This is a genomic window from Nostoc sp. MG11 (genome assembly GCF_014904695.1).
GTDB lineage: Bacteria > Cyanobacteriota > Cyanobacteriia > Cyanobacteriales > Nostocaceae > Komarekiella.
Genome location: NZ_JACXXN010000033.1, coordinates 36,229 through 61,141 on the forward strand (window position 1 = coordinate 36,229; position 24,913 = coordinate 61,141).

Annotated in this window: 26 protein-coding genes, 1 pseudogene and 1 CRISPR repeat array (1 of these 28 cut by a window edge); of the genes and pseudogenes, 7 read left to right on the plus strand and 20 right to left on the minus strand. The window is 40.8% G+C overall.

Going from position 1 to position 24,913, the window contains the following annotated elements; translation table 11 throughout:
- A CRISPR array of direct repeats spans positions 1-142; the repeat unit is 37 nt; unit sequence GTTTCAATCCCTAATAGGGATTTTGATTAATTGGAAC (it extends 1,057 nt beyond the left edge of the window).
- A 267-nt stretch (positions 143-409) separates the two neighbouring features.
- The 11 genes from cas2 to HCR01_RS28555 form a co-directional block, all read right to left on the minus strand.
- Positions 410-697, minus strand: a complete 288-nt coding sequence (gene cas2, locus HCR01_RS28505) for a CRISPR-associated endonuclease Cas2 (protein ID WP_193199393.1) — start codon at positions 695-697, stop codon at positions 410-412.
- A 131-nt stretch (positions 698-828) separates the two neighbouring features.
- Entirely contained in the window at positions 829-1,833 is a 1,005-nt protein-coding gene (gene cas1d / locus HCR01_RS28510) for a type I-D CRISPR-associated endonuclease Cas1d (protein ID WP_193199394.1), read from the minus strand.
- Positions 1,834-1,889: 56 nt separating this feature from the next.
- Positions 1,890-2,483, minus strand: coding sequence for a CRISPR-associated protein Cas4 (gene cas4, locus HCR01_RS28515; RefSeq protein ID WP_193199395.1), 594 nt, complete (start codon positions 2,481-2,483; stop codon positions 1,890-1,892).
- 21 nt (positions 2,484-2,504) lie between these two features.
- Positions 2,505-3,341, minus strand: a complete 837-nt coding sequence (gene cas6, locus HCR01_RS28520) for a CRISPR-associated endoribonuclease Cas6 (protein ID WP_193199396.1) — start codon at positions 3,339-3,341, stop codon at positions 2,505-2,507.
- Entirely contained in the window at positions 3,331-3,951 is a 621-nt protein-coding gene (locus HCR01_RS28525; RefSeq protein ID WP_193199397.1) for a 2OG-Fe(II) oxygenase, read from the minus strand. The genes cas6 and HCR01_RS28525 overlap by 11 nt, the downstream gene beginning before the upstream one ends.
- A 76-nt stretch (positions 3,952-4,027) precedes the next feature.
- Positions 4,028-6,310: a type I-D CRISPR-associated helicase Cas3' gene (gene cas3, locus HCR01_RS28530; protein ID WP_193199398.1), complete on the minus strand. Its 2,283-nt coding sequence runs from the start codon at positions 6,308-6,310 to the stop codon at positions 4,028-4,030.
- On the minus strand, positions 6,303-7,061 hold the full coding sequence (gene cas5d, locus HCR01_RS28535; RefSeq protein ID WP_193199399.1) for a type I-D CRISPR-associated protein Cas5/Csc1: 759 nt from the start codon (positions 7,059-7,061) through the stop codon (positions 6,303-6,305). Before cas5d ends, cas3 begins: the two co-directional genes overlap by 8 nt.
- A 3-nt stretch (positions 7,062-7,064) precedes the next feature.
- Positions 7,065-8,090 carry a type I-D CRISPR-associated protein Cas7/Csc2 gene (cas7d, locus tag HCR01_RS28540; RefSeq protein ID WP_193199400.1) on the minus strand — a complete coding sequence of 342 codons (1,026 nt, stop codon included), beginning with the start codon at positions 8,088-8,090 and terminating at the stop codon, positions 7,065-7,067.
- A 20-nt stretch (positions 8,091-8,110) separates the two neighbouring features.
- Positions 8,111-10,807: a CRISPR-associated protein Csc3 gene (locus HCR01_RS28545; protein WP_193199401.1), complete on the minus strand. Its 2,697-nt coding sequence runs from the start codon at positions 10,805-10,807 to the stop codon at positions 8,111-8,113.
- Positions 10,808-10,918: 111 nt separating this feature from the next.
- The gene (locus HCR01_RS28550) at positions 10,919-11,278 is read right to left on the minus strand and encodes a DUF5615 family PIN-like protein (RefSeq protein WP_193199402.1); all 360 of its coding nucleotides are present in this window, start codon (positions 11,276-11,278) and stop codon (positions 10,919-10,921) included.
- Positions 11,275-11,526 (minus strand): DUF433 domain-containing protein, encoded by a 252-nt coding sequence (locus tag HCR01_RS28555; RefSeq protein WP_193199403.1) that lies wholly within the window; start codon positions 11,524-11,526, stop codon positions 11,275-11,277. Before HCR01_RS28555 ends, HCR01_RS28550 begins: the two co-directional genes overlap by 4 nt.
- Before the next feature lie 361 nt (positions 11,527-11,887).
- On the opposite strand from HCR01_RS28555, the gene HCR01_RS28560 reads away from it, so the two are divergent.
- Positions 11,888-12,757: a helix-turn-helix transcriptional regulator gene (locus tag HCR01_RS28560; RefSeq protein WP_193199404.1), complete on the plus strand. Its 870-nt coding sequence runs from the start codon at positions 11,888-11,890 to the stop codon at positions 12,755-12,757.
- 33 nt (positions 12,758-12,790) lie between these two features.
- Here the strand turns inward: HCR01_RS28560 and HCR01_RS28565 are convergent, their stop codons facing one another.
- Both HCR01_RS28565 and HCR01_RS28570 read right to left on the minus strand, forming a co-directional pair.
- On the minus strand, positions 12,791-13,165 hold the full coding sequence (locus HCR01_RS28565; protein WP_193199405.1) for a DUF5615 family PIN-like protein: 375 nt from the start codon (positions 13,163-13,165) through the stop codon (positions 12,791-12,793).
- A gap of 8 nt (positions 13,166-13,173) precedes the next feature.
- Positions 13,174-13,422 carry a DUF433 domain-containing protein gene (locus HCR01_RS28570; RefSeq protein WP_193199406.1) on the minus strand — a complete coding sequence of 83 codons (249 nt, stop codon included), beginning with the start codon at positions 13,420-13,422 and terminating at the stop codon, positions 13,174-13,176.
- A gap of 70 nt (positions 13,423-13,492) precedes the next feature.
- Here HCR01_RS28570 and HCR01_RS28575 point away from each other — a divergent pair.
- A pseudogene (locus HCR01_RS28575) lies at positions 13,493-13,630 on the plus strand (WYL domain-containing protein); the annotation flags it as partial.
- Positions 13,631-13,633: 3 nt separating this feature from the next.
- Positions 13,634-13,936 (plus strand): DUF2442 domain-containing protein, encoded by a 303-nt coding sequence (locus tag HCR01_RS28580; protein ID WP_193199407.1) that lies wholly within the window; start codon positions 13,634-13,636, stop codon positions 13,934-13,936.
- Positions 13,937-13,964: 28 nt separating this feature from the next.
- Here the strand turns inward: HCR01_RS28580 and HCR01_RS28585 are convergent, their stop codons facing one another.
- The 3 genes from HCR01_RS28585 to HCR01_RS28595 all read right to left on the minus strand — a co-directional run bounded on the left by HCR01_RS28585 (position 13,965) and on the right by HCR01_RS28595 (position 16,802).
- Positions 13,965-14,822: a fructosamine kinase family protein gene (locus HCR01_RS28585; protein ID WP_193199416.1), complete on the minus strand. Its 858-nt coding sequence runs from the start codon at positions 14,820-14,822 to the stop codon at positions 13,965-13,967.
- 59 nt (positions 14,823-14,881) lie between these two features.
- Positions 14,882-16,165 (minus strand): M16 family metallopeptidase, encoded by a 1,284-nt coding sequence (locus HCR01_RS28590; RefSeq protein WP_193199408.1) that lies wholly within the window; start codon positions 16,163-16,165, stop codon positions 14,882-14,884.
- 409 nt (positions 16,166-16,574) lie between these two features.
- Positions 16,575-16,802, minus strand: coding sequence for a hypothetical protein (locus HCR01_RS28595; protein ID WP_193199409.1), 228 nt, complete (start codon positions 16,800-16,802; stop codon positions 16,575-16,577).
- A gap of 318 nt (positions 16,803-17,120) precedes the next feature.
- On the opposite strand from HCR01_RS28595, the gene tatC reads away from it, so the two are divergent.
- Both tatC and HCR01_RS28605 read left to right on the plus strand, forming a co-directional pair.
- A complete protein-coding gene (gene tatC, locus HCR01_RS28600) occupies positions 17,121-17,942 on the plus strand; it encodes a twin-arginine translocase subunit TatC (protein WP_193199410.1) in 822 nt (273 codons plus the stop codon).
- Positions 17,943-18,029: 87 nt separating this feature from the next.
- Positions 18,030-18,365 carry a tRNA-binding protein gene (locus HCR01_RS28605; protein ID WP_193199411.1) on the plus strand — a complete coding sequence of 112 codons (336 nt, stop codon included), beginning with the start codon at positions 18,030-18,032 and terminating at the stop codon, positions 18,363-18,365.
- Positions 18,366-18,480: 115 nt separating this feature from the next.
- On the opposite strand, the gene HCR01_RS28610 is transcribed toward HCR01_RS28605, so the two are convergent.
- A complete protein-coding gene (locus HCR01_RS28610) occupies positions 18,481-18,789 on the minus strand; it encodes a DUF3067 family protein (protein WP_193199412.1) in 309 nt (102 codons plus the stop codon).
- 229 nt (positions 18,790-19,018) lie between these two features.
- Between HCR01_RS28610 and petC the strand changes: the two genes are divergently transcribed.
- Entirely contained in the window at positions 19,019-19,558 is a 540-nt protein-coding gene (gene petC / locus HCR01_RS28615) for a cytochrome b6-f complex iron-sulfur subunit (RefSeq protein WP_193199413.1), read from the plus strand.
- A 106-nt stretch (positions 19,559-19,664) separates the two neighbouring features.
- Complete coding sequence (petA, locus tag HCR01_RS28620) at positions 19,665-20,666, plus strand: cytochrome f (RefSeq protein WP_193199417.1); 1,002 nt, start codon at positions 19,665-19,667, stop codon at positions 20,664-20,666.
- Between the two features lie 55 nt (positions 20,667-20,721).
- On the opposite strand, the gene HCR01_RS39140 is transcribed toward petA, so the two are convergent.
- The 3 genes from HCR01_RS39140 to HCR01_RS28635 all read right to left on the minus strand — a co-directional run.
- The gene (locus HCR01_RS39140) at positions 20,722-20,931 is read right to left on the minus strand and encodes a hypothetical protein (RefSeq protein WP_226889694.1); all 210 of its coding nucleotides are present in this window, start codon (positions 20,929-20,931) and stop codon (positions 20,722-20,724) included.
- A gap of 94 nt (positions 20,932-21,025) precedes the next feature.
- A complete protein-coding gene (locus tag HCR01_RS28630; protein WP_193199419.1) occupies positions 21,026-21,628 on the minus strand; it encodes a helix-turn-helix domain-containing protein in 603 nt (200 codons plus the stop codon).
- Between the two features lie 739 nt (positions 21,629-22,367).
- Positions 22,368-24,913 (minus strand): beta strand repeat-containing protein (locus HCR01_RS28635; protein WP_193199414.1); only part of this gene is annotated, 2,546 nt, incomplete at its 5' end.

A 24,913-nucleotide genomic window follows, 5' to 3' on the forward strand; every position in this document is an offset into this window, starting at 1 on the left:
GTTGTTTGCCCCAACTGCAACACCACTGGCGTTTCAATCCCTAATAGGGATTTTGATTAATTGGAACGGAACATCAGATTTCCTTGATTGAACTCCTATTAATATGTTTCAATCCCTAATAGGGATTTTGATTAATTGGAACGGCTGGAGCCTCAAAGCCAAGCTATATTTAGTTTTCAAGGTGCGGTTGCGCGATTCAAGAGCAATCATAGCATTAGAAAAGTTGCTTGGGAAGAGAGCGGGAAAAATGTGAAGGCTGAAACATTATTTTTATAAGCATTTCAGGGATTGCGCGGATGAGGAATAGGTTAATAGTGGGCTGAAATCCTTGCTGGAATTGAGATAGAAGGATTTTTTTAGGCTATGGAATTTGTACACCTACCCTTCCGCGCATTTGTCATACAGGAATCTAGCCAGCAGGGGACTCAGCAAAGAAAATTGTTTCGTCCCGTGGCTGTTCTCCGCCAATACGTTCGATTTTCCCCTGACAACAGCCACAAAGAAAGTAAAAACGCACGCTGTCAGTGTCGGGTTTAATCAATTTGGCTAAGCGCGATCGCAGTTTAGCATACTGGGTAGAAGTCAAATCGCACTCAAACACACTCAGTTGCATCCACTGACCATAAGACTTGAGAACAGAATGGATTTTTGTACGACGCTTGTCTTCTGGAATGTCGTAGCTGACAACAATATACATGGAAGAGAGGGATGGGGAAGTGGGGGGAAGCAAGGGGAGCAAATAATTAATGACAAATTACTTGAGAACTAAGAACAATTGAAACGTCTATATTATCCAATTTGTAAATGGAGCAAATAATTAATGACAAATTACTTGAGAACTAAGGGCGGATATTTATCAATTTCATTCATCAGATACTTACCTAATAACCTCGCTTGAATTTCAAAGGCTTCTTGGTAGGTGCATTTGTGTCCCATGACTGGATGTTTAAAATCCGATTGTTTCTTTTGTTCGTAGGCGCGAAGAAATGCATGCAGTCCTTCTTTGGTTAAAGACACAGCACCACTGAGGGGTTCGGTGGTAAAATCGGCTAAGGTGAGCGATCGCTTGTTAATCAGTGACAGCACTACAGCATCCACTATTAAAGGGCGAAATTCTTCCATTAAGTCCAAGGCTAGGGATGGTCTACCGTAACGCTCAACGTGTAAGTATCCTAAATAAGGATCAAAACCAACAATATTTACCGCACTTTGCACATCGTGACGTAGCAATGAATACCCAAAACTCAAAAGAGCATTAATAGGGTCGGTTGGTGGACGGCGGCGTCTGGCTTCAAATTGAAATTCTGAAGTTTTGATTAGCTGGTTAAAACAACCAAAATAAGCTGCACTACCAGCTCCTTCTAAGCCTCTGAGGGAATCAATACTGCTAGTCTTGTCTATAGGTGCGATCGCGTGTTCGAGTCGAGTGATATTATTACTCAGAGAAAGATGAGGATATTCTCGCTGAGTGCGAAGTAAGGCGTGACGGTAATTTTTCAATTTACCCCGTACAAAACCTCTAACTAAATGTATCGCTGGTTGTGATTCTCCTATTGCTTGCCATTGGGCTTTACGAACAAATATATTTTTGGTAACTTCTGGTTCTAAACGTCCTAAATATTTTCCATTTTGTGTAAGAAAAGTTAAACAAATGTGGCGTTTTAAAAGTTCATCAAGGACGGCGGGAGAAACAGTAGCCCGACCTAGTACTACAATTCCCTCTATTTTAATTAAGGGGACATCTAAAATAGTTGTTTTATCAGCTTTGACGGTGAGGCGTTCGTCAACTTTGCCGATAAAGGCATCGGCTTGTGTTATGTAAACTGTTCCCATTTTTGATTTTTCCTAGTAATAGTTTGTTTGGCGAATATGATTCGTCAGGGAATGATTTAATTTACTTCTTGATAACTTTTGACTTTATCAGTTGCTTTGGGTAAACATTGCGAATAAAGACTGCATCCTTGGCAGCGTTTGCTGTAAACTGGTTTTGGTATTATCCCTGTTTCGAGGATATTTGTTACAGATTGAATTGTAGCGATCGCACTTTGCCGTAACTCTGCATTAATCTCTACTAATTGACGTTGATGAGAGTGAGCATAATAGATATATCCAGTAGGAATACTTTGCCCTGTCATCTCTTCCAAACATAAAGCTTGAGCGCAGACTTGCAACTCATCGTTATCCCATTCGCCTTTACGTCCTCGTTTGTATTCCACTGGATAAACCTCACCAGATTCCGCTTCAATTAAGTCAGATTTTCCGATTAGTTTGTATTGCTCAGATTTCAACCAAATCGCCCGAATTTGCCAAGTTTCTCCTCGCTGTCCATCGCCTGTAGTATGGACGCGATCATGTAAAGTTGTACCTTCAATTGTGTATTGATTATCGCTAAATTCGCCTGCACAAAACATCCGCCAGCACCGATGCGGACAATAGGCATATTGGTTTAATACCGCAATAGGAATATATTCGATTTCATTCATAAATGTATATCTTTGTTAAAGTTACGGATAATACAGACGGCGTGCCATGCCCATACCCATTGGTGTTTTACGGCCAATTCCCGCATACAAAGCAAAGTCAGATAAGGCATTAATTTGCTTGATTTGTATCGGTTCAATTTCTCCTAAAACCCGATAGCTAACTTCTCCAAGAATGCCAATAAATTTACTGCGGGAGTCAGCTAATATTTCTGTATGAATGTTGATAAAAGATGGAAAAATTGACTCAATAGCAATATGTGAAAATTCGATACCGCTGTATTTGTTCCATCGTGAAAGCAGAGAGTTAAAGACAGATTCCCTGGTAGGGAGAGTAGTATCATACTGCCCTTGACGGAAGGCGGTGGGTGTACAGAAGTTAAAGTGAATAGTGCGATGGCTCTCGCTAGCTTCCTCGTATAATTGAGCGTAGGTGTTAGCATTTGCCCAAGGTTGAATAGATTGGGGTGTGCCTTGAATGCTAGTAATATATAAATCAGCCGGGCCAAGATGCCAAGGGTGACTGGGATTAAGATTTAACCACAGTTGAGTAAGTTTGCCAAATAAACTATCGTCTAATAAAGAGATGCGCCACCAACAAGGTGTCCCGGTGGGGATGGGTTGTTGATATTCCCATTGCAATTTAGATCCCCCCTTACCCCCCTTAAAAAGGGGGGAATTGGTTTGTAGAGGAGAGAGGGTGAAGGCTTTATCTGCGGTAGAATCATGCAAGCGATCGCCTAGTTCTTTATCTACAGAGCTAACAAGGGTTAAAAATAGAGCGTGCAGATGTCTACCAGTGAGAAACTGTGGTGGAATAAGCGATTGAGGAAGCAAATTCAACACTAAGCTATGAGGCATACTTTCTCTTTTTGGTTGTAGACTGAGTGACTCTTGACTCGACAATAAACTCTGGAATTTCCTGGAGTTCAGCTTCACTCAAACTATACTGTTCACAAACTAAACTCAAGCGATTTCCTGGAGTTTTGACAGCGTTGACAGAATGAGTTAAATCACCTTGGAAATAAACTAAAGTATTGAATTGGGGTTTAATTTGTCCAAGTTGACGTTTATGCGATCGCAATACCAGTTCTCCCCCCTCCATATCTGCTGGTACGCGCACATAAAGAACGCTGACAACCGCAGGCGGCTCAATAGTTTTGCAGTAGGAACGCAAAGAGCGATCAATATGTGGATCAACGCGGGAGCCTTCTTTTAGCTGCAAAGGATTGAGGTAAAATGCATTACAATTCGGCTGGAGAGCTAAATCTAAGTAAGGCTTGAAGTAGGGGAATTGTTGCTCTACTTGCGGTAATCCAGAACGTTGAAATACTACAGAAAATCCTTTAGTGGCGACAAAATCGCGGTTGAGGTTATTGATAGCAAAGTAAGGACAAGCTTGGATTTCTCCCCACAAGTTATTTAGGTAATCGCTGGGGAAAGCGTTGGTTTGTTGTTGATAGTGTTTCACAGTGGATGTGAGAGAAATATACTTATAAATTGATGTTCTACAAATTCTCGCACCAATGGTGCGAGAATTTAATTACTTATCCCGCAATAAAGACTTCATCATCTGGAAGACGTAGCTGTTTAAATTTCATTGCCATTGTTAAAATTCCTGACAAGCCTGAAAAAAATCTATATTCTTTCTCCATATCATTACAAACAATGGTTATTGGATAAGAAACAATTCCTTGCTTGTTTAATTGGAAAATAACAGCAGCATTTGTTCTTGGGCAAATAATTATTCCTGGTAAAAGATGCCTACTCAAAGCTTGTATTAGGGGTGTGGGTCGTATTGCCCCTCCAGCAGTGCGGATAATTTGACAATTTTTAAAAGATGTTAGTTTGTTCAGTTCTGTACTGATAAATTCCTGCCAGTTATCAGTGTAGCGTAATTCAAAACTCAATTGATAAGTTTCAGTAGCGCGACTAGTGACTTCAATATAATCACCATTTTGGACAAATTCACAATAGCGTAATAGGTGAAAAGAATCTAGTTTTGTTTCCTCCGATTCATCTAGAATAAAACCATGAGGATCACGAATGGAAAGACTTTCAAATAGAGTAGAGCGAAAATTAAATAACGGTGCATAACTGGTACTAAAAACTTCAGCAAATTCTTTTAACTCAGTTAGTGCATCTTCATCTTCTTTAAATAAATCTACGTATTCGTCTAAAGTTGTACGTCCAGCTTGTAAGTCATCCCAATCTTCAGGGAATTTAGCCTTGATAAAGGTTCTGACAAACGCTTGACCACCTTTGATATACTTCCAATCTTTTTTGATATCTTTGGAAGTTTTTTTCGCAATAGTTTCAGCACCTCGTAAAAGTTTCATTCTATAGCGATAATCATCCCAAGTTCTGTTGCCTTCAAAAATAGATTTTAGAGTATTGAATAACTCCAAAATCAATTTTTCTTCAGCTAAACCTTCAAGCATTTCTTCCAATTCCAACAAGGGACGGGCAATTTCTAGAAATGCTTCTGAACGCCAGTAAGCTTTTAAAAAAGGCTTATCTAAACAGGGAAGTGTTTCAAGTAAGTTTTTTAGCGCTGTACGTCCTCCAGTAGTATCTAAAGAGGTTAAACCTTCTTCCCAAGCATCAGCAGGTAAGTAAGCAATAGCTTCTGAATCAATATTAGTTTCAGATTTACCCAAAACACGCCCTACTCTACCAATTCTCTGCCAAAATGCGGCGCGATCGCGTGCTGAAAAAATCAACCAATCTAAATTTTGCCGTTTCGGTTCAGGATGTCTTTCAAAGTTAAATCCTACATCTACAGTGCTAGTAGCCAAAATGATTTGACACTGCATAGCCCTTTGTCTATCTTTTTTTGGCGCAGGGCCTGTAATGCGTCCGATGTCATCACCAAGTCCTTGCTGTCTTAAGAAAGTTGATAGACAATTAATATTATCAAGAGAGTCAAGAATTACAGCACCATTTTCATCAGGTCTTTCTCGAAAACGTTGTATAACTTCTGCTGCTAACTCTGCTAACCACTCTTCCTTACTATCTGGTTTTGGTCTTAATTCCAGATTAACTGCTGTTTGTGATGGTAAAAGATTAGAATTACCTACTTCTCCATCAATTCTTGCTATTTTAACACCAGCCTGTTTTAAATTCTGCAATGCTAATTCACAAGCTGGTTCTGGTGTTGCTGTCAGCAATACTACTTTACGTCCGTTCTCAAAAAAGCGAAAAACTTGAGAATAAGCGAGATAAAACAGCATTCCTACTAGCTGTTTAGCATCGTAGAGATGAAATTCATCAAAAATGACTGTCGAAAATTTGGTGTAAAAACTACTGGCGATATTACCTCTATCTAAGTTGTTATATGCAAAGAAAGTTGCATAGTAAAAGATATCAGGATTTGTGACTAAAATGATGGGCGTATTAGCCCCAACATCAGGAAAAACTGTAGCCGGATTCCGTAATACATTATACAGCTTTTCCCCTGAACGACTGCCTACTTTATCGTTAGACCAGCTTTTAATATCTTTAGCAGAAGCTGATTTGACTACATGAGGTAAATTAGCCTCCTTAACAAACTTTTTTGCAGCTTCTGTTTGCTGTTCAATCAAAGCATTAGTTGGAGCAATGTAAACAGCACTTTTATTTGGCTGATGTTTTAATACTGTTAATCCTGCGTTGGTTTTACCTGTGCCAGTTGGTGCTAAATCAAGGATAATATCTGCATCCTTAGATTGTTCAAATACATCTACTTGATGCTGAAGTGCATTCCCCATAAAAGATAGTTCATCTGGCAAAGATGCACAAGCTGAAATACTACGCGGTTCTAATCTGATAACTAATCTTTGATTACTCATTGTTACTTTCTCTACCGCAAAAATGTAACCCTGCTGGTACAACCATTTCCCCAACTTGCCAAGCAGCACCCCGAAAACGAAGATTTTTAATGATGGGTGCAGGAGGAATAGAAATTAAATCGAATGCTAAAGCCTCTATTTGCTGTGGTAAATCAGCAGCATTTAGATAATGTTGACTTTGATATTCACTTTCTGGTAGTAAAGTCACAGGAAATTCATTCAGCACATTCACTTTGACTTTACTCATGAATTTACCAAGGCGAATATAATTTGGTAATTGGTAATTTCCAAATACCAAAGTTTGAAATTTATTTCTGCGTTCAATCATCCGCAGTCTTCCGGTTTGCGGAAAATTACTTGGTCTAAATGAACTTGGTTTTTTGCCTTGGCGTTGTAATGGTAAATCTTCCCGCGCGGTAGCAACACGGTTATTAGTCATTGCATACCAGTAAGAATCAGAAAGAGCATTGAAACGTTCAAATCTAAATGTCACTCTACCTACTGGTGAAGCTGGTAAGATATAACCAGCTTGTGCTATTGGTTGCAAATCTTCTTTGTAGGTTGGTCGTCCTGTAGCCTGACCTTGGAGGCGATAGGGGGAATTTACCCAACCTAAAGCATAGGTAAGAGCATAATTCCCAATTACCCCCTCAGTATAATAGGTATCAGACAACTCCCTAGAGGCAAAAAAGACTGGTTCAAGACAGTATAATTCAACAAGTTTTGCCTGCTGAAAAGGAATTGTTGACATAACCTAAATCTCTACTTCAACTAGTGTATTTTTGCCTTTCGCTTTAGCCTTTTTCTTATCAGGTGCAACCTGACGAAAGGATTCATAAGATTGGCTTAAACGCTTGAGAAAATTATCACGTTCAGCTTCTGACCAATTAGTTTCTACATCAGTCACTAAATTTGCTAATTCTTCCTCAGATAGCTGCACAGAAACCCCTCTCTTATTTTTCCAATTAGCAATTACTTGTTTGCTTGCTGTAATTAATTGATTAATATTCAAAGGGTGTTCCAAAGGTTTACCTAATACATCATAAGTAGCTTGTACAAGTTCCAGAGAACTAGGAAGTTCGGTAATACTACCAAATACGCCTAATATTTGGTTTTCCATGCGTCCAACACGACTGGAAACTGCACCATAACGACTTGTGAACAGAATGTTACCGATGATATAGCGTAGTTCATCCGCAGTTACATCTTTTAGGGTGACGACATCCAGAAAATGAACTCCTGGTTTGATATATTCGCTGGTATTTAAAGCTGTTGAGGCGTTACCTTTTTCATCGCGCATTGTACCAGTTTCGTAGATGGCGTTTATGGTGCGATCGCCTACGACATCACTAGCAGGTAAAATACTAAAAGCATCTTCAGTCCAAATGCGGCTTTTTTGAGCGCCACCACCAGCAGCGAAGCCGTAGAGGAAACAATCTACACACATTTCACAAGGTGCATTAGTATTTAAAGAACAAAGAGAGCCATCTTTAGGGTTAGTGTATAAAAGCTCATGCGCTCTTAAATGTTCTCGTCCGTAGCGTCTTTCTGGTGCTACTTGTTTACGCTTAGTCATTACCAAGCGTTGAATTATAGTTTTTTGATTTTCACCCTCTAAACCAGCCTGGACAAATTCGCTACACATTGGTTCACCTGAACCTTCTGTGCGAAAGATAGTTTCAGAATGAGTTGTTCTTAAAACAACTAAAGTAATAAAACGTCCTTTGGGGAAATTTTCATAACTTGTTGCTAGTACCGAGGAAAGTTTTGAAATGGACATGATGAAAAACTCCTAATTATTTAAACAGTTGTAGTTGTTTCGACAGAATCATCTTCAGATTGACTTTTGAGTTGTTTACGTGCTTCTTCAAGGAAGAATAAATAAGCAGCTTCTAAAGTTTTTTGATCAGATAAAAACTTTTCAGGACGTGCCGAATAAACCTCCTCATATAGTTTTCGTAATAGCTCGTAATAACGCTTGACCTGTTCATACTTTGTTGCACCTACGCCATGCTCACGGATACGGTCTAAGCGAGTATGATATTGCTGTATTAAAGCAGCAAAAATTACATCTAATCCCAAATAAGGCTTTTGAGAACGAATAGCAGCAATAAAAGCTGTAAACGGTTCTGCTTGAGCAGTTCGTTTAAAAGAACTTCCCCAAATTTTTCCCTCTGCTGCAACTTGAGCAGCTTCTTTAAGATATTTAGTTAAGAGTAAGTTTTCATCAGGCATAAAGCTCTCCAACAAAGTATTTAACGGTTCACAAATGCGACTCCAAATAACACTCAAGTTTGGTTCATCTTGTTCCCGCAGAGTCCAACGTAGCAAGACATAATAAAGTTCAATTGGTCTGACACAAGCACGAGCCAAATCATACAAACAATCATCAGCTTTCTGAATACTTGCAACAGATGTTGCTAGGTTGCTAATACATTGCAGTCTCTCAAGAATTTTTTCTGCATCTTGGCGCTGTTGATATTGTCCATTTCCCAATAAAGTTTGCAGTGCAGAAGGAATTCCCTCTATTCGTCCGTAAACATTACTAGATAACTCAACTTCTAGATTGCTACTCAAGGTAAAAGGAAAGCCAATATCTAAAGACAATGAAATTTCTAAAGCAAGTCTCAGTGATTTTAGTAAAGCTAAAGAATTATTAACATCTCCCCAAAGTAAAGGAATAATGACAGATGTATGAACAAAATCAGGACGCTTTGGCAATGCTAAACCAACTACTTTGTTAGCTTTAAATTCAAGCTGATTATCTTTATATAATTTCAATTCATCAATGGTGACAGTACCACCTTCAGCATTTGTTGCTGCAAGTTGTTTTAAAAGTCCACGCCAAATTCTCAATAGTTCTGGAGCAGAACCTTTAGGTAATGCTAAGTGCAAATAAAGCGGGTCTTGTTTTTTTATAGCAGGAAAGTTCGCCCCAACTGCCATTAATTGGTAAGCTAAAGCTGCAATTGAATCTGCTTGTCTTTTCGGTTCTGCACTAATACCTCCCGGTAAGCGATTAGAAAAAGCTTGTACCTTTGTACCAGGAGGCATATTATCTGAAATTAGCTCATCTATATCTGTAGAAGTAGAACCTAAAGAGCATCTTTGTCTGGGATTTGCTTCTACATAAGCATTTAAATCATTAACTCCATTTAACCGAATAGCAAAAGGTAAATTTACCATTCGGCTAACGGCTGCAATCATTTCTTCAGATACTTCTGTTTCTTCAGATATTTGTGTACTTTCCTTTCTTAGTTGGAAAGATTCTTGTAGAGCTTCTTTAATACCCTCAATTCCTTTAACAGCAGCCTTAGCAGCAAATAAAGGTCGCCCATATTGACCATTAAACGGCTCAATTGCAGTACGCTGAAGTTCAGATATACCCGTATGATGGGCGATTTTATCCCAAACTTCTTTAGGACTTAATCCGACTTCTCTATAACTGAGGTAAGCTGCCTTTAAACCTTCAGATATAGCAAATTCTTCCGCATTACTTACAGGTAATAACTGAAGTTCAGCCGCTTTTATTAGTGCATCTGCACCAGCCGCTTCACCCCATTTAGCTACATCTTTAGCAATCTTGTCTGATTTATAACCAGCTTTTTTCCTTTCTAAAAGAGCCTCAACATTTTCCAATACTTCCTCAATATTTTGTTGGATAGCTTGATGAGAAACCTTAATACCATCCTTGGTAGCTCTGACAAGTCTTTCGATATTATTACCAAAAACTTGGTCAATTTTAGTTTGCCAAACAGCAGCTATTTCTTTTGTCAAATCTACATTTGCTAAAGCTTCCCCTTCAAAAAGTTCGCCATCAGGGAAAATTGCTAAAGGATTTAACCCATACTTTTGCAAAACCTCTTCGCAAGCACCCAGCAATAGGGCTGTAATATAGCCTTTGTCTTCAGAGATGCGGATTCTAAAGAGGTTACATCTTCGCCCAAAAGCAACGGTTAATTCTTTTTCCAGTTTCCGAAAACGTTGTGCATCTGGAATTCCTAAATCAAACAAGTCCGCAGCTGTAAGCATCGCCGCCCAACGTTCAATATTTGGGTCTTCTGGTAAAAATCTTGCTCCATCGCTGACGTTATGACCTGAATGGCGCTCAATTAGCTTTCTGACTAACTCCAAATCATCTTCTGAGACAACAAAGCTAAGTACACAAGCCTTTTCAAGTTGTTCTCGTAAAAATTCCTGATTTCTAGCCAGGGTTTTAACATTGCGTCCTTGGGAACCTTCTAGTTTATTGAGGTCATGAACAGCCGTTGCAGCTAGTAGCAAAGGTCTTTTATCTTCTGGGACTTCTGCTATTCGGCTGACTGTCAAAATGAACTGACACGCCGAATCGAGGTGTTCTGCAAGGGTTGTACCCGTTCTCACACCAGTTTGATGACGATGTGCATGGTTTTCATAAAGCTGGGGGCGAATTTCACTGAAATAAATCTCCTCCAAAGTTTTGGGAGGAACATTTAAAAGCCGACTGCGCTTAATCATATTGAAAGATATAAATTTAATACCAAACTCAGTCTCGCTAAGTGGTCAACAATCACCATAGTCTGTCTTAATTTCTTGTGCCACTAGTACGAGTTTTTATTGAATGAATTTTCAAGCCCTATTTTCAGGTGGGCGAATTCTGACTCTATCTAATTCAGCAGTTACAATTGCACCAGAGAATAATTCGTTTCCGTAAAGCTGAAGTACCCGCAAACAAACTATTGATTGTTCTTTGGTTGAGAGATTAACTAAGCGCAAGATACCACAGTGAGGATTTCCCCGCAGAATTGCTAACTCTCCAAAATCTTTATCAAGGGTGACTAAAATCCTACCTTCACGATAGGCGGTTGCTAAAATTTCCTCGTCACCTGGATCTTTTGGCCAATCTCCAGACCAAACTACATCATACCCAGTTGTTTGTAAATCGTTACGCACCCTAGCATTAATGCAAGTATCTAGTAGTATCTTCACCTTGGGGACTCTATGAATAAAGGTTCAACTCGTTCATGACCAACTAACCTTCGTGCATAGACTAAACAGGCTTGTATATCTTCCCGTTCTAACCAGGGATAAGCTTCTAGCAAAGTTTCAATAGTATCTCCTACTGCTAACATTCCTAAAATATGTTCAACAGCTAGGCGACGGCCTCGAATAATCGGTTTACCGCCAAAGATTTGAGGGTTAAATGTAATTCTTTCTAGTAATGTTTGTTCGTTCATGGTTTATACGATGACCTCTAATACAAGGTTTATCGAAACAAATATTGGAGTCAAGGGAAATTCTGGAGAGCAAATGATCATCGGTCATTGCCGTTGATCTCACTAGCTGCAATCAGCAGTCAAAATCCAGTCTATACTCGTGCTGCTGACCTTGAGTGCGGCGTTTATTAAACTGAGGCATTAACATAACTTCATGAATCCCTATCAGGGGTTGCAAGCCAGGATATAGCTCTGGCTTTTTTCGTATCTGCCTAGCGAGTAACATTGTGTTTTTTTGGTATTGAAATTACTGATTAACTTGGTATACATATAAAATAACTGCAAATACCATTTGTGTCAATAGTGTAATTACAAGTTACAGATGCCAAGAAAAAAAGAAACGATTACACTGTCAATTCCACCAGGAACTAAGGAACAACTAGAAGCGATCGCTCGCCAACTCAATATCACTTGGGGTAAAGAACCAAGTATTTCGGGCTTAATAGTGGCGATCGCACAACAATCAGTAGAGGTCGGAAAGCCTTTTACGCTCGACTCAAATCAAGTTAACGCCTTGCAAAAAGCGATCAAAGCCCTGAGTGATGCAGGCCAGATAGGGGAAGCTCAAACTATACTTACACTTTTATTAGAACGTAGTAATCTTGAAGCTCCCTTGCGTCAATCGCTGATGAAGCAGCTGAGCCAACCTGCTCCTATATGGCGAATTCAGATTGAAGACTTAATTAAAAGACAACAACCTTTCTACCTTGTCTATCAAAATTCTCAAGGTAATGAACTAGCCTATACAGTTCGCTATGCTGAGGTTCGTTTTTTTGAGAAACGCTTTTACTTGCTGATTTGGTGTGAAGAAACTCAAGATGTAGAAAACGATATTCCTGATCTACCGGAACTATGGCACAATCGCTGTTTGCGTTTAGACCGGATTGAATCAATGGCAACTATACCTGCTAGTGGGAATTGGCACGGAGAACTAGATTACCTAGAAGTGTACTTGCAATTTCGTGGTGGCTTGGTGAAAGCCTATCAACCTAAAGAAGATGATATCAAAGATGAAATCATTGGAGATGTGCGTCAAGTAGTGCGGCGAGTTGTCAATGATTTCTGGCTGATTCGAGAATTATCACGGTATTGGGAAGATTGCGTGATTGTATCACCTGAGAGTCTGCGCGATCGCCTCAAACAAAAACTCCTCACCCTGTGCCAGTTGTACGATATCGAAACCAAGAGTTAAATTTTGTGGGGTAAGCATCTTGCCTGCCCTTAATCATACATCTGGCTCAATCGGTTGATATTCTTGAATTGTTCCACTGTGAATAATCCATAATTTACCAGTAACTTCTGCTGCATCTAATCCTTGAATCAGCATTTTTACCGCTTCTTGCCAAAATGTAAAATTAGGACGGGAAGGTAAACGGACAATAACAATTCCTGCATAGTCAGAAGGATTATATCTCAGACGATTTCCAAAGCCGCGATCGCAAGTAACTAGGCATCTATCCTCACAACGACAAACATCAATTACTTCTTCATCAGGTGCGGAACTCAAACCTTGCCCTGGTACTGTTGCCACATCGTGTCCTGCTAAACGCAACAAACTCACAACACGAATATCAATATTCTCATCAAGCTTTAAATTCACCGATTTGTTTACTTTTTTTCAGTTAAAGGAAGTTCTACAAAAACATCCCGCGCCATTTCTGCACCATAAGCAATACAAGCAAGTACATCTTCTCTTTCTATACTGGGATAAGCTTCAAGAATTTCCTCTATCGTTTCTCCTCCTGCTAAATAGTCAAGTATCAAGGATACCCAAATACGATGTCCACGAATACAAGGTTTACCAAAACATATCTTTGGATCGATGGAAATTCTCGACAGCAGATTATCTGGCCGCATATAAATTTACCTCTAATAACCTCTACTCGTAACTTATTCACCCTTCATCATACTTTGGTTTTCAATGCCGAGTACCTTTTGGTTTAGCCGCGAAGTTATGCAGTACGCGCCAGATTGTGTTGTGATTCTACCGGAGAATCTGCGCGATCGCCTCAAACAAAAACTCCTCACCCTCTGCCAGTTGTACGATATAGAAATAAAGGAGTAAATCATGCTTAAAGATATTATTGCAGTTGAACCGAGACAAAACTATCAACTGTACATCCGTTTTGAGGATGATGTAAAAGGAGTTATTGATATTAGTAAAATTGTCCAATTTACAGGAGTATTTGCGCCTTTGCAAGATAAAGAATACTTTGCCACAGTCGAAGTAAACTTTGAATATGGAACAATTCAATGGGATTCAGGAGCCGACCTTGACCCAGATGTTATTTATTCTATGATTACAAAACAGCCAATTCCCGAATATCAGCTTAGTGCTGTTTCAGCTAATTCTGCTGATTATTTTGACTAATTGCAGGGGTATAACAACTAACAATTATTCACTGTAAAATCTGGTCAATCATCCGATTCGCTTGGGAAGCATAACCGCCGCCAAATAAATTGAAGTGATTCAAAATGTGATACAGATTGTAGAGTGTTTTTCTCTTTTCATAATCTGCATCTAAAGGAAACACCTCGTTATAACCTTGGTAAAACCCGGCGGAAAAACCACTAAATAATTCTGTCATGGCGATATCAACTTCGCGATCGCCAAAATAAGTTGCAGGATCAAAAATTATCGGTTCTCCCGATACAGTACACCCAGCATTCCCACCCCATAAATCGCCATGTACCAAGGAAGGTTGCACTTGGTGTGCTAACAATTCTGGGATAGCTGCTAGTAGCTTTTCTTGTTGAGGAAAATTTCCCCCTCGTCGTCTTGCTAACTGAAATTGATACGAGAGCCGATGGTTAGCATAAAATTCCGCCCAGTCTGCTGTCCAAGTATTGATTTGGGGAGTGGAACCTATAGTATTGTTAATTTTCCAACCAAAACCTTGACTGCTACTAGCTTTATGCATCACCGCCAATTTGCGTCCCATCTCTTCGCTAGAATTGCTGTTACCACCAAGTTCCAACCATTCCAACACGATGTAGCTAGAATTATCAGCCATCCCCCAACAAACTGGTTTTGGGACGCGAATACTAGCTGTTGCTAACATATCTTCCAAACCCAGCGCCTCAGCTTCAAACATGGCAACTTGAGATGCTTGGTTGAGTTTGACAAAGTAGTTTAGCTTACCATTCGAGACAGCATAACCTTGGTTAATACACCCACCACTAACCGATCGCCGTTGCTGACTCTGAAATTTTTCACCAGTTACCTGGCTAATCTGGGCGTCAATTTCAGTCCACATCATATAATTTTGTCATTTGTCATTTGTCATTTGCCCAATAATCAATTTATTTTTGACTACTAAAACGGCTTGAGAACAACTACACCATAAGCATCTGGAGCAAGATACTGGTTAGCTGCAAATAACAATTCAGGAGCGTTCTGGGCGTGAATATTAGCTGGGTAGTTAAACGCTGGTTCTAAATCTCCCACCATAGACTGATAGTAACCATACAACCCAGCGCGATCGCTTGGTGTTTCATTGCCAAAAATAAACCTGTTAGCGGCTCGCCGCCGGACGCGAGCGATTTCGGATTCTGTAACTAACTCTGTTTGTAACTTGCGGATGTGTTGAGCGATCGCATCTTCCACAGCTTGTAAATTTTCCACTGCACACTTAGCCGAAATATAAAACGTTCCTTGCAGTAGATTGCTCATATTGCTCACTGCGATGGAAGACACTAATCCTTGTTCTTCCCGCAAATCATATACTAATCTCGATGTCCGTCCTTGTCCTAAAATTCCTGCCAAAACATCCAATCCATAAGTTTGATCTAGGTGAGCCAAACCTGGAACCCTCCAAACCATGACTATCCTTGCTTGTTGGAGACTTTCATCAATAAACTCTCGATGGACAATTTCTGTAAAAGCAGGTTCAGGACTAATGCTTACCTCTTGACTGTTGATTCTTGACTCTTGACTCTGATTAATTTGTGCAAATCCCTTAGCCACAATTTCAATTAATTCTTCTTCAGGTAAATTCCCCACAGCCACAGCAGTAATTGATTGGGGTTGATACCAACTAGCGTGAAAATCTCGCATTTGCTGGGGTTGAAGTTGGGTAATTACTTCTTCTGGCCCCAATACTGGACGGCGATAGGGTAATAAATCAAACGCTGTCTCCATTGCCCGTCGAAACGTGCGGCGGCGGGGATTATCATCTGAACGTCTAATTTCTTCTAAGACTACTAATCGCTCACGTTCAAAGGCATCATCAGGAATACTGGGATTAAATACTACGTCTATTTGTAGTGGAGCCAGTTCAGCAAAATCTTTAGGAGCAGTGGTTATATAGTAATGAGTATAATCTTGGCTAGTAGCGGCATTGGTAACAGCACCCCGTTCTTCAATTCGCCGTTCAAACTCGCCGCTAGTCAGTCGCTCGGTTCCCTTAAAAATCATGTGCTCTAAAAAGTGAGCCATACCGTTAATAGTATCTGATTCAACAGCCGAGCCAGCTTTAACCCACAAGCTCAGATTAACGGCTTCAACTGGCATCTGCTCCGCGATGATTGTCAAACCATTAGGCAACTGCCTTAGGTTTGGAGCATTGAGACGAGGAAATTTCAGCAGGGTTGAGGTCATTGCTCGTGGTGAGTGAGAGTTTTTTACTCCTTTATCTTAACTACGACTCAAAATAAGCACCGTCATCATACAACTGCTGGCAATTAGCACACAGAGGGCTATGACTGTCACACAAGTTTTGTTGCAAGTATTAATGTGCGTTATGACAGGCGATCGCATTTCGCACCGATTTTAAGCTATTGGCCGATGACTACAAGCGATCGCCCAACAGCATTTACGACCGTCTCCTTAATTATCGAGCATTTAAAACTTTAGATTTACAGATTTTCCCAAAATCAAATAAGAGTCTTACCGATAGATATAGTATTCTATGTAAAAATAAAAATGTACTAGTTTAAGTGCAAAAAGCGCATTCACTAAATTAGCCAGAGAAGAGTACTATTCACGTGTAACTGAAAATCATTCCCCATCAATCTTTACAGATGCCTGCACGAAGACAATCTTCTGTTTGGTCGTCTCTAGCTGATATTTGCCACGGTACTATTTTTAACCGAGGATTTGTGCTAACGGCAATTACAGCAGTTGTTATGGGAACCTTAGAGTTGAATATTGGCACGTCACTACTAGCAAAGCTTAAACAGGCATTGTATAAATAAACAGGTAATGCCATCAATCCAATGTAAATTTTCCTATTCATACAAAACCTCAGATCACAATTTCCGATTGCGCCATAGCAAATACCACCTTAGATGAACCGGAGTTTAAAAACTGAGCTTTGTATGTCAAAGATTTTGTATCAATTTACTAAATACTGCTTACTTGAGAGACGTAATTTGCAAATTATCGGTTCCACCCTATTTGTAGGGTAGGCATTAGCTAAAAGATGACTTCCTACTTAACTTATACAGATGCAACGCCAAAAAACCGGACAAAAATCCCCAAGCAGCCAAAAACATATTTTGATAGCTGCTGCCCCGGATAAAATAGTTAACAAATGTTGCCTACTAGCTGACTCATGACGCCTTCACAAGATGTAGATACTGTACAGCAACCCCCGCACACGCCTGCTTCAGACACTCCCGATATCGACCAAGAAGGATACGGCAACTCAGAGACCGATCCTTTCGATGAGTTACCTGATGAAGTCGAGATGTCCCTTTTCGACCACCTAGAAGAGTTGCGACAGCGGATTTTCTATTCGCTGATTGCGGTAGCAGTGGGTATCATCGGCTGTTTTTTTGCCGTCAAACCGATTGTCCAGCTATTGGAAGTCCCAGCCCAAGGAGTAAAATTTCTCCAGCTTGCTCCCGGAGAATATTTCTTTGTCTCCTTCAAAGTTGCAGCATACACAGGTTTGGTACTTTCCAGTCCCTTTATTCTTTACCAAATTATCCAGTTTGTCCTCCCAGGATTGACTCGCCGCGAACGTCGCTTGCTAGGGCCTGTAGTTTTGGGGTCGAGTGTGCTGTTTGCAGGTGGGTTAGTATTTGCCTATTTACTCCTTATCCCCGCAGCTTTGAAATTCTTCATTAGCTATGGAGCAGATGTAGTAGAACAACTATGGTCGATTGACAAATATTTTGAATTTGTGCTGCTTTTGTTATTCAGTACTGGCTTAGCATTTCAAATTCCCATTATCCAATTGTTACTCGGTAATTTAGGAATTGTCTCTTCTAAAAAAATGCTTGCTGGTTGGCGCTACGTGATTATGGGAGCAGTAGTTTTAGGAGCTATCCTTACACCTTCTACTGACCCCCTAACCCAAAGTCTTCTGGCGGGAGCAGTACTTGGGCTTTACTTTGGTGGCGTTGGGCTAGTTAAGCTCACAGGTAAATAACAGTCGCTACCATGCGAGAACCTACCTTTTAGGCGTCTAGCCATCTATAAGATCCAATTCAAAATAAAAATGTCAATTCTGAAGTAAATGGCACAAATTAGCTATGATGACTTTGAAAAAATTGAGATTCGTGTTGGCAAAGTCATCAAAGTAGACGAGTTCCCCAAAGCTAGAATACCAGCTTATAAATTGTGGATCGACTTTGGTGATTTGGGTATCAAAAAATCTAGTGCCCAAATTACCAGACTTTATCAGCAAGAGGATTTAATCAATAGATTAATATTAGCTATTACCAATTTACCACCCCGTCAAATCGCTGATTTCATCTCGGAAGTTTTAGTCTTAGGTGTAGTTTTAGATGATGGGGAAGTTGCGTTAATCCAGCCAGATAGAGATGTAACTTTGGGCAAAAGAGTTTTATAGGAAGTTTTAGTAATATTTATGTATTGTTTGACTACATTTAGTAGGCTGAGAAGTTATCAGCTTTTGACTGCTGAATTTAGTGTATAATCAAATATTTAAAAATAGAAAAAGCAAGTCATAATATCCATTCTGAAGAACGCTCGCCTAAATCTAGAGGAATGCTAACAGCTTTGCCGAGTCGGGGGCGATCGCGTGTTTCAATGATAAATGTTTGTACTTGTGTTGTCCCACCCAAAGCGTGAAGATAATTGGCGATACTATCAAGATGCTCTTGGTACTCTGCCTCAGTTAACGGAAAAGAAGCCTGCTCTAAGTATTTCCACATTATTTGCAGAAATATTTTCCCCTGTGTCCGCCGCAACTGCACATCGTAAGAATATCCCCACTTATCAAGCAAAATTTGGCGTAATTCCTGTCCTGTCATAGCTTTTCTCAATTAGATTTTACATTTAGTTATGATGTTAAGTTCCGTAACTCAAGTATGATAGGGATATAAAGAAATGTAATGCTAACAGAAAAGATGCTAGATATATCTTGGAACACAGAAGTATGGCATCGTTGTGGGCGTTAGCATTTCGACTTAGACAAGAGTTGCTCAAGTACTAGTACTCCTGTCAAAATGCTTAGCAAAATACATAAAGAGCGCGTAGATTATGGCTCAATTTTCTGAATCAGCAGACGTGCCCGATATGGGGCGTCGTCAATTCATGAATCTGCTCACTTTTGGGACTGTCACTGGAGTGGCTCTGGGTGCATTGTATCCCGTTGTCAAGTACTTTATTCCACCCGCTACTGGTGGTGCTGGTGGTGGTACAACGGCAAAAGACGAGCTTGGTAATGATGTCAGCGTTACTAAATTTCTAGAAAACCGTAATGCAGGCGATCGCAACCTAGTCCAAGGACTAAAGGGCGACCCCACCTATATTGTGGTAGACAGCAAAGAGGCGATCAAAGATTATGGCATTAATGCCATCTGTACCCACTTAGGTTGTGTCGTCCCCTGGAACGTTGCCGAGAACAAATTTAAGTGTCCTTGTCATGGTTCTCAGTACGACGAAACTGGTAAGGTTGTCCGGGGCCCAGCACCGCTGTCTTTAGCTTTGGCCCATACCAACGTAAACGACGACAAAATCGTCTTAACCCCTTGGACTGAAACCGACTTCCGCACCGGCGAAGAACCTTGGTGGGGTTAATAATTTTGTCCTTATGTCCTTAGTCATTTGTCCTTTGTTCAGGGCTTAATGACTAATGACTAATGACTAATGACCAATGACTAATTCAATCGTTGTCCTTATAGAGATGAGAAATGCTTTCATAACAGCGAGGTTAACTCGCAGTGCTAGAGCGATTGTTAAAACATTGCTCATAGCGATCGCTACCGTGACATTTTACTTCACCAGCGATCTAGCCCTTCCCCAAGCTGCTGCTGCCTATCCTTTTTGGGCACAGCAAACCTATCCTGAAACCCCCCGCGAACCAACCGGGCGGATTGTTTGCGCCAACTGTCACCTAGCAGCTAAGCCTACAGATGTGGAAGTTCCCCAATCGGTACTACCTGACACTGTATTTAAAGCTGTGGTGAAAATTCCTTACGATACTAGCTTGCAGCAGGTTGGTGCTGATGGTTCTAAAGTCGGCTTGAATGTCGGTGCTGTACTGATGCTACCCGAAGGCTTTAAGATTGCTCCTGAAGACCGGATTTCTGAGGAACTTAAAGAAGAAGTCGGTGACACATTCTTCCAACCCTACAGCGAAGAGAAAGATAACGTTATCATCGTCGGCCCCTTACCTGGTGAACAGTATCAGGAAATTGTCTTCCCAGTTCTTTCTCCCAACCCCGCAACCGATAAAAACATCCACTTCGGTAAATATTCGGTTCACGTAGGTGGTAACAGAGGACGCGGACAAGTTTACCCCACTGGCGAAAAGAGCAACAACACAGTTTACAACGCTTCCGCTACTGGCACAATTAGCAAAATTGCCAAAGAGGAAGACGGAGACGGTAACGTCAAATATGTTGTGAGCATCCAAAGTGAATCTGGTGAAGTTGTCAAGGAGACGATTCCCCTAGGCCCAGAACTGATTGTTTCTGAAGGACAAGCAGTCAAGTCTGGTGATGCTTTGACCAGCAACCCGAACGTGGGTGGATTTGGTCAACAAGATGCAGAAATCGTATTGCAAGATGCATCTAGAGTCCAATGGATGATTGCGTTCATCGCTCTTGTGATGTTGGCTCAAGTTATGCTGGTGCTGAAGAAAAAGCAGGTTGAGAAAGTTCAAGCTGCTGAGATGAATTTCTAAATTCTCTGCTAAATGATTACTTGTATGACAGGCAATAAGCCTGTCTTTTTTTATGTCAATTAAATAAAGCCTGAAAATTTGGGATTTCACTATCTTGGGCAAAATCCAGCAACCGCCTGGAACCAACAGCTTGCTGTCTAGCTGAAGCACCAGATAGAAGTTGAATCCCTGCTTTAGCACGGTTTTCTTTCACCCGCGAGAGAATATATCGCGCTTTTTCCCATGCTTTCTCTTCCGTATCCGCTAAAATCGGATGCAAAGACACACTAAACCCAAAAGACTTTTCTGATGATGCCGCAGCTTTAACTTCAGCGATGCGTTGTTTGATGGCTTGATTTGTTGGGAGTTTAACGGCAGAATTAGTTGCTTGTCTTAGCGAAATTCAATGACCACTGAAAATCAGGTTCTGGATTTGGTAGCAGGTTGCTAATAGTAATCCGAGAATTCTTTGTGTTATCAGTTTCTTTCTCGGTAGTTTGGCGTGTTTGTCGAGTCGAAAGTCCTATTTCTTTGAGCAAGCGGTTAATGTGGCAAGCACTAACTTTAATTCCCATCTCTTTTGTCAGATGCTTGCTTAACCATTGTCCTGTCCAACGTTCAAATGCATAGCCATATTCACGCGGACTATGGCTTACTAGTTCATACAAACGAGCGAGATATTGCTTATTCACAGCTTTAGGACGACCCATCGGGCGATCGCTCCAATGGTGAGCTTGACCTGTTTGGGCGATCGTCATCCAGTGTCGTGCCGTCTCCTGAGCGCATCCTAACGCTTCACAAATTTGAGTCTGAGATTGGCCTACATCTGCCAACAACATAATTTCAATCCGACGGCGGTATTCTGGACGTAAATCTGTTTCTAGACTCTTGAGCAAAAGCTTACGCTGAAAAGTTGTTAAGTATAGACCTTGCTTGTCCACAGCAATTCCTCCTGGTATAACTTGCAATGCCCAGATAGAAATTAATCTGGATATTTCCTGAGAACCTCTGTTACTTCTCTGAATCAAAACTCCGGGAATTCCACATCTCGTTACAAAACTTTACAAGATTAGATGAACGGTGAAAAATCAGGCTTTTTCGGCTGTTGTGCCGTGACAGGGCATCAAGTACCATATGCGACTAAAAATATAGCTTCAGTTTAAAATTGCAGGCACTGGTAAATATGCAGTGAAAATTGAGATTTACTCCTACCAAATTTGACAATATCCCTATTTATAAATGTAAAGCAATTTTGGAATCAAAACACTCTCATTTATGCATCAAAAAAAACTTTTACCTCTTAAAATCGTTGAGAATAGCTCATATATTTGAGTTGAGGTTAATTAAGTCAAAGTTAATCTCAACCAAACAATTTTATTAAGGAGAAAGAAAAATGTCACAGATCAAAATACTAGATTTAGATAATGCTTGCTTACTATCTAAATTAAGCCGCGAGATAGGATTGTAGATTTTGAGCTACGCGCATTGGCGATCGCAGGAAAAGGGGATAATTTTGCAAACGCTGCTGTTAAATAATTAGATGAGTCAACAAAATACGGCAAAGATATGCACAGTAATGCAGTCAATAGTGCTATTAAAAAATGCTTTAAAAGTTTCATTTAATTCTAAATATCACCCTGTAACTAACACCAACCTAAGCCATTCAGCCACCGATGAGATGATGCCAAAAAATAGCAGAATGTTGTAAAAGTTGGAGTAACTTTAGCGACCATTACACTGAATCGGGTTCTGTCTGGAGTTATGAGGACTAACGGTAGATGAATTAGCGCTGAGGACTATTTGTCCTTTAGCGTTTAGCACTGCACCTGTGGCCTCAACAATACGTTTGGAAGTGGGGGCAGTTGGTTTAGTGGTGACAGGTGGTTGGAAACGTTTGTTATTGCTGGGTTTAAGAGACACCCAATCTATTTTGGCTATATCAGGAGTGAGAATATCTTTAGGGTTGGCTGGTAAACCGCCGCGTCCAGTGATTATAAATCGGCTTTGAGCATAACCAGGACTGTAACAGCCTTGTGCAATTTCAGTATCAACTGGTATTGTTGGCAACTCTAGCAAGCCACTGTTGGGATCAATCTCAGGTGTGTTCAGTTCCACAGTGCCTTGTGTACCAAATTCTGAACTAACAGTGATGTCACTGAATAAAGTTTGACTTTCACGGGGCTGAATGCCATAAATGCCAAAGGCTTTGATATCCACTCTCCCACCTGTGCCTGTAAAAGCATTAGCAGTGATGTCGCTATTTTCAACAGGCACGGCAACGATGAAGCCTGACGGGGCATCAATATTAATGTTGCCACCATTACCACCACCAGCTTGTGCTGTGCCTGCGGTGGTGGTAATTTCAGCGCCACGACGCAGAAGTAGTAAATTAGTTTGTAAGTTAATATTGCCACCATTACCCGATGCAGATTCGGCGTTTAGTCTGCCACTGTTATCTAGGGTAACTCTAGGTGAGGTGACGATAATATCTCCAGCAGTACCCGTTGTACTTTGAGAGTTAACATACAAGCCACTATTAAAGTTTGAACTGTTATCAGAAATGGTGACGAAATCAGCAGCATTAATTTTGATTGCACCAGCATTCCCTTGTCCAAGAGTTTCGGCAGAAAGTCTAGCGCCATTTCGTAACGAGAAAGAACTAGAATCGATGGTAATATTACCCCCATTGCCTACTGTCCCTGTTTCTACCCTGCTTGTAATTGCACTAAAAAAACCGTTTTTTCCACCAGCAATGTCAACAGTGCCAGTAACATGAATATTGACATTCCCTGCATCCCCTCGTCCTGCTAGCTGGGTAGCAAATGCTTCACGAGTACTAGTTAGCACTTGAGCGCCATCAATTAGTGACAGGGTGGTAGCATTGATATCGATATTGCCACCTTTACCTACACTTCCTTCTGCCACCGTGCTGAAGATATCACCGTTTGCTAGGACAACAGTATCTTTTGCACTCACTGTCACATTCCCCGCACTCCCTTGTCCAAATGTTGAGGCAGAAAGTGTAGCGCCATCTCGTAACGAGAAAGAACTAGAATTGATGGTAATATTACCCCCATTGCCTACTGTCCCATTTGCCACAGAACTGAAAATCGAACTTAAACCATTTTCCCCCCCAGCAATGTCAACAGTGCCAGTAGCATTAATATTGATACTCCCCGCATCCCCCAATGCACCACGAGTACTAGTTTGCAGTTGAGCGCCATCAATTAGTGATAGTGTTGCAGCATTGATGTCAATATTGCCACCTTTTCCTACAACCCCTGCACCCACCGTGCTAAAGATATCACCGTTGACTAGGAAAACAGTATCTTTTGCACTCACTGCCACATTTCCTGCATTCCCTTGTCCACGGGTTGAGGCAGAAAGTGTAGCACCATCTCGTAAAGAGAAAGAACCAGAATCAATGGTAATGTTACCCCCATTGCCAACTGTCCCATTTGCCACAAAGCTGCCAATACCACTAATAAAACTATTTTCCCTACCAGCAATGTCAACAGTGCCAGTAACATGAATATTGACATTCCCTGCATCCCCTCGTCCTGCTGGCTGGGTAGTAAATGCTTCACGAGTACTGGTTAGCACTTGAGCACCATCAATCAGTGACAGGGTTGTAGCCTTGATGTCGATATTGCCACCTTTACCGATACCCCCTGCTTCCACCGTGCTAAAGATGTAAGCATTTGCCAGGGAAACAGCATCTTTTGCACTTACTGTCACATTCCCAGCATTCCCTTGTCCACGAGTTTCGGCAGAAAGTCTAGCGCCATCTTGTAATGAAAAAGAACCAGAATCGATGGTAATGTTACCCCCATTGCCTTGTGATCCCACGCGCACATTATTAAAAACTACACTCCCATCAGCAATTTTGATTTCTCCGGTAGCATTAAGCGTAATATTTCCTGCAACAGTTTCAGGTGTCCCCAAACCTTGCCCAATACCAGCACTTAGGATAGTTCCTCCTAAAAGCTCTAGATTTCTGGCATTGACTGCAATATTACCGCCACCAGCCCCAGTTACAAATACACCTGAACTATTGGTGAGGGATACCGAAGCTAGTGCAACATTCTCAGGAAATCTCAAGCTGAGATCATCACCATCTACACCCAGCGCTACAGTACCAGATTCACCCAATCCTCCTAACTCGACTCGCCCACCAAAAGCATTTAATCGTCCCCCATCCATATTGATATCACCGCCTACCAACAGCAAACTATTGCCATCTGGTACGCGCAAAACTATTGAGTTAT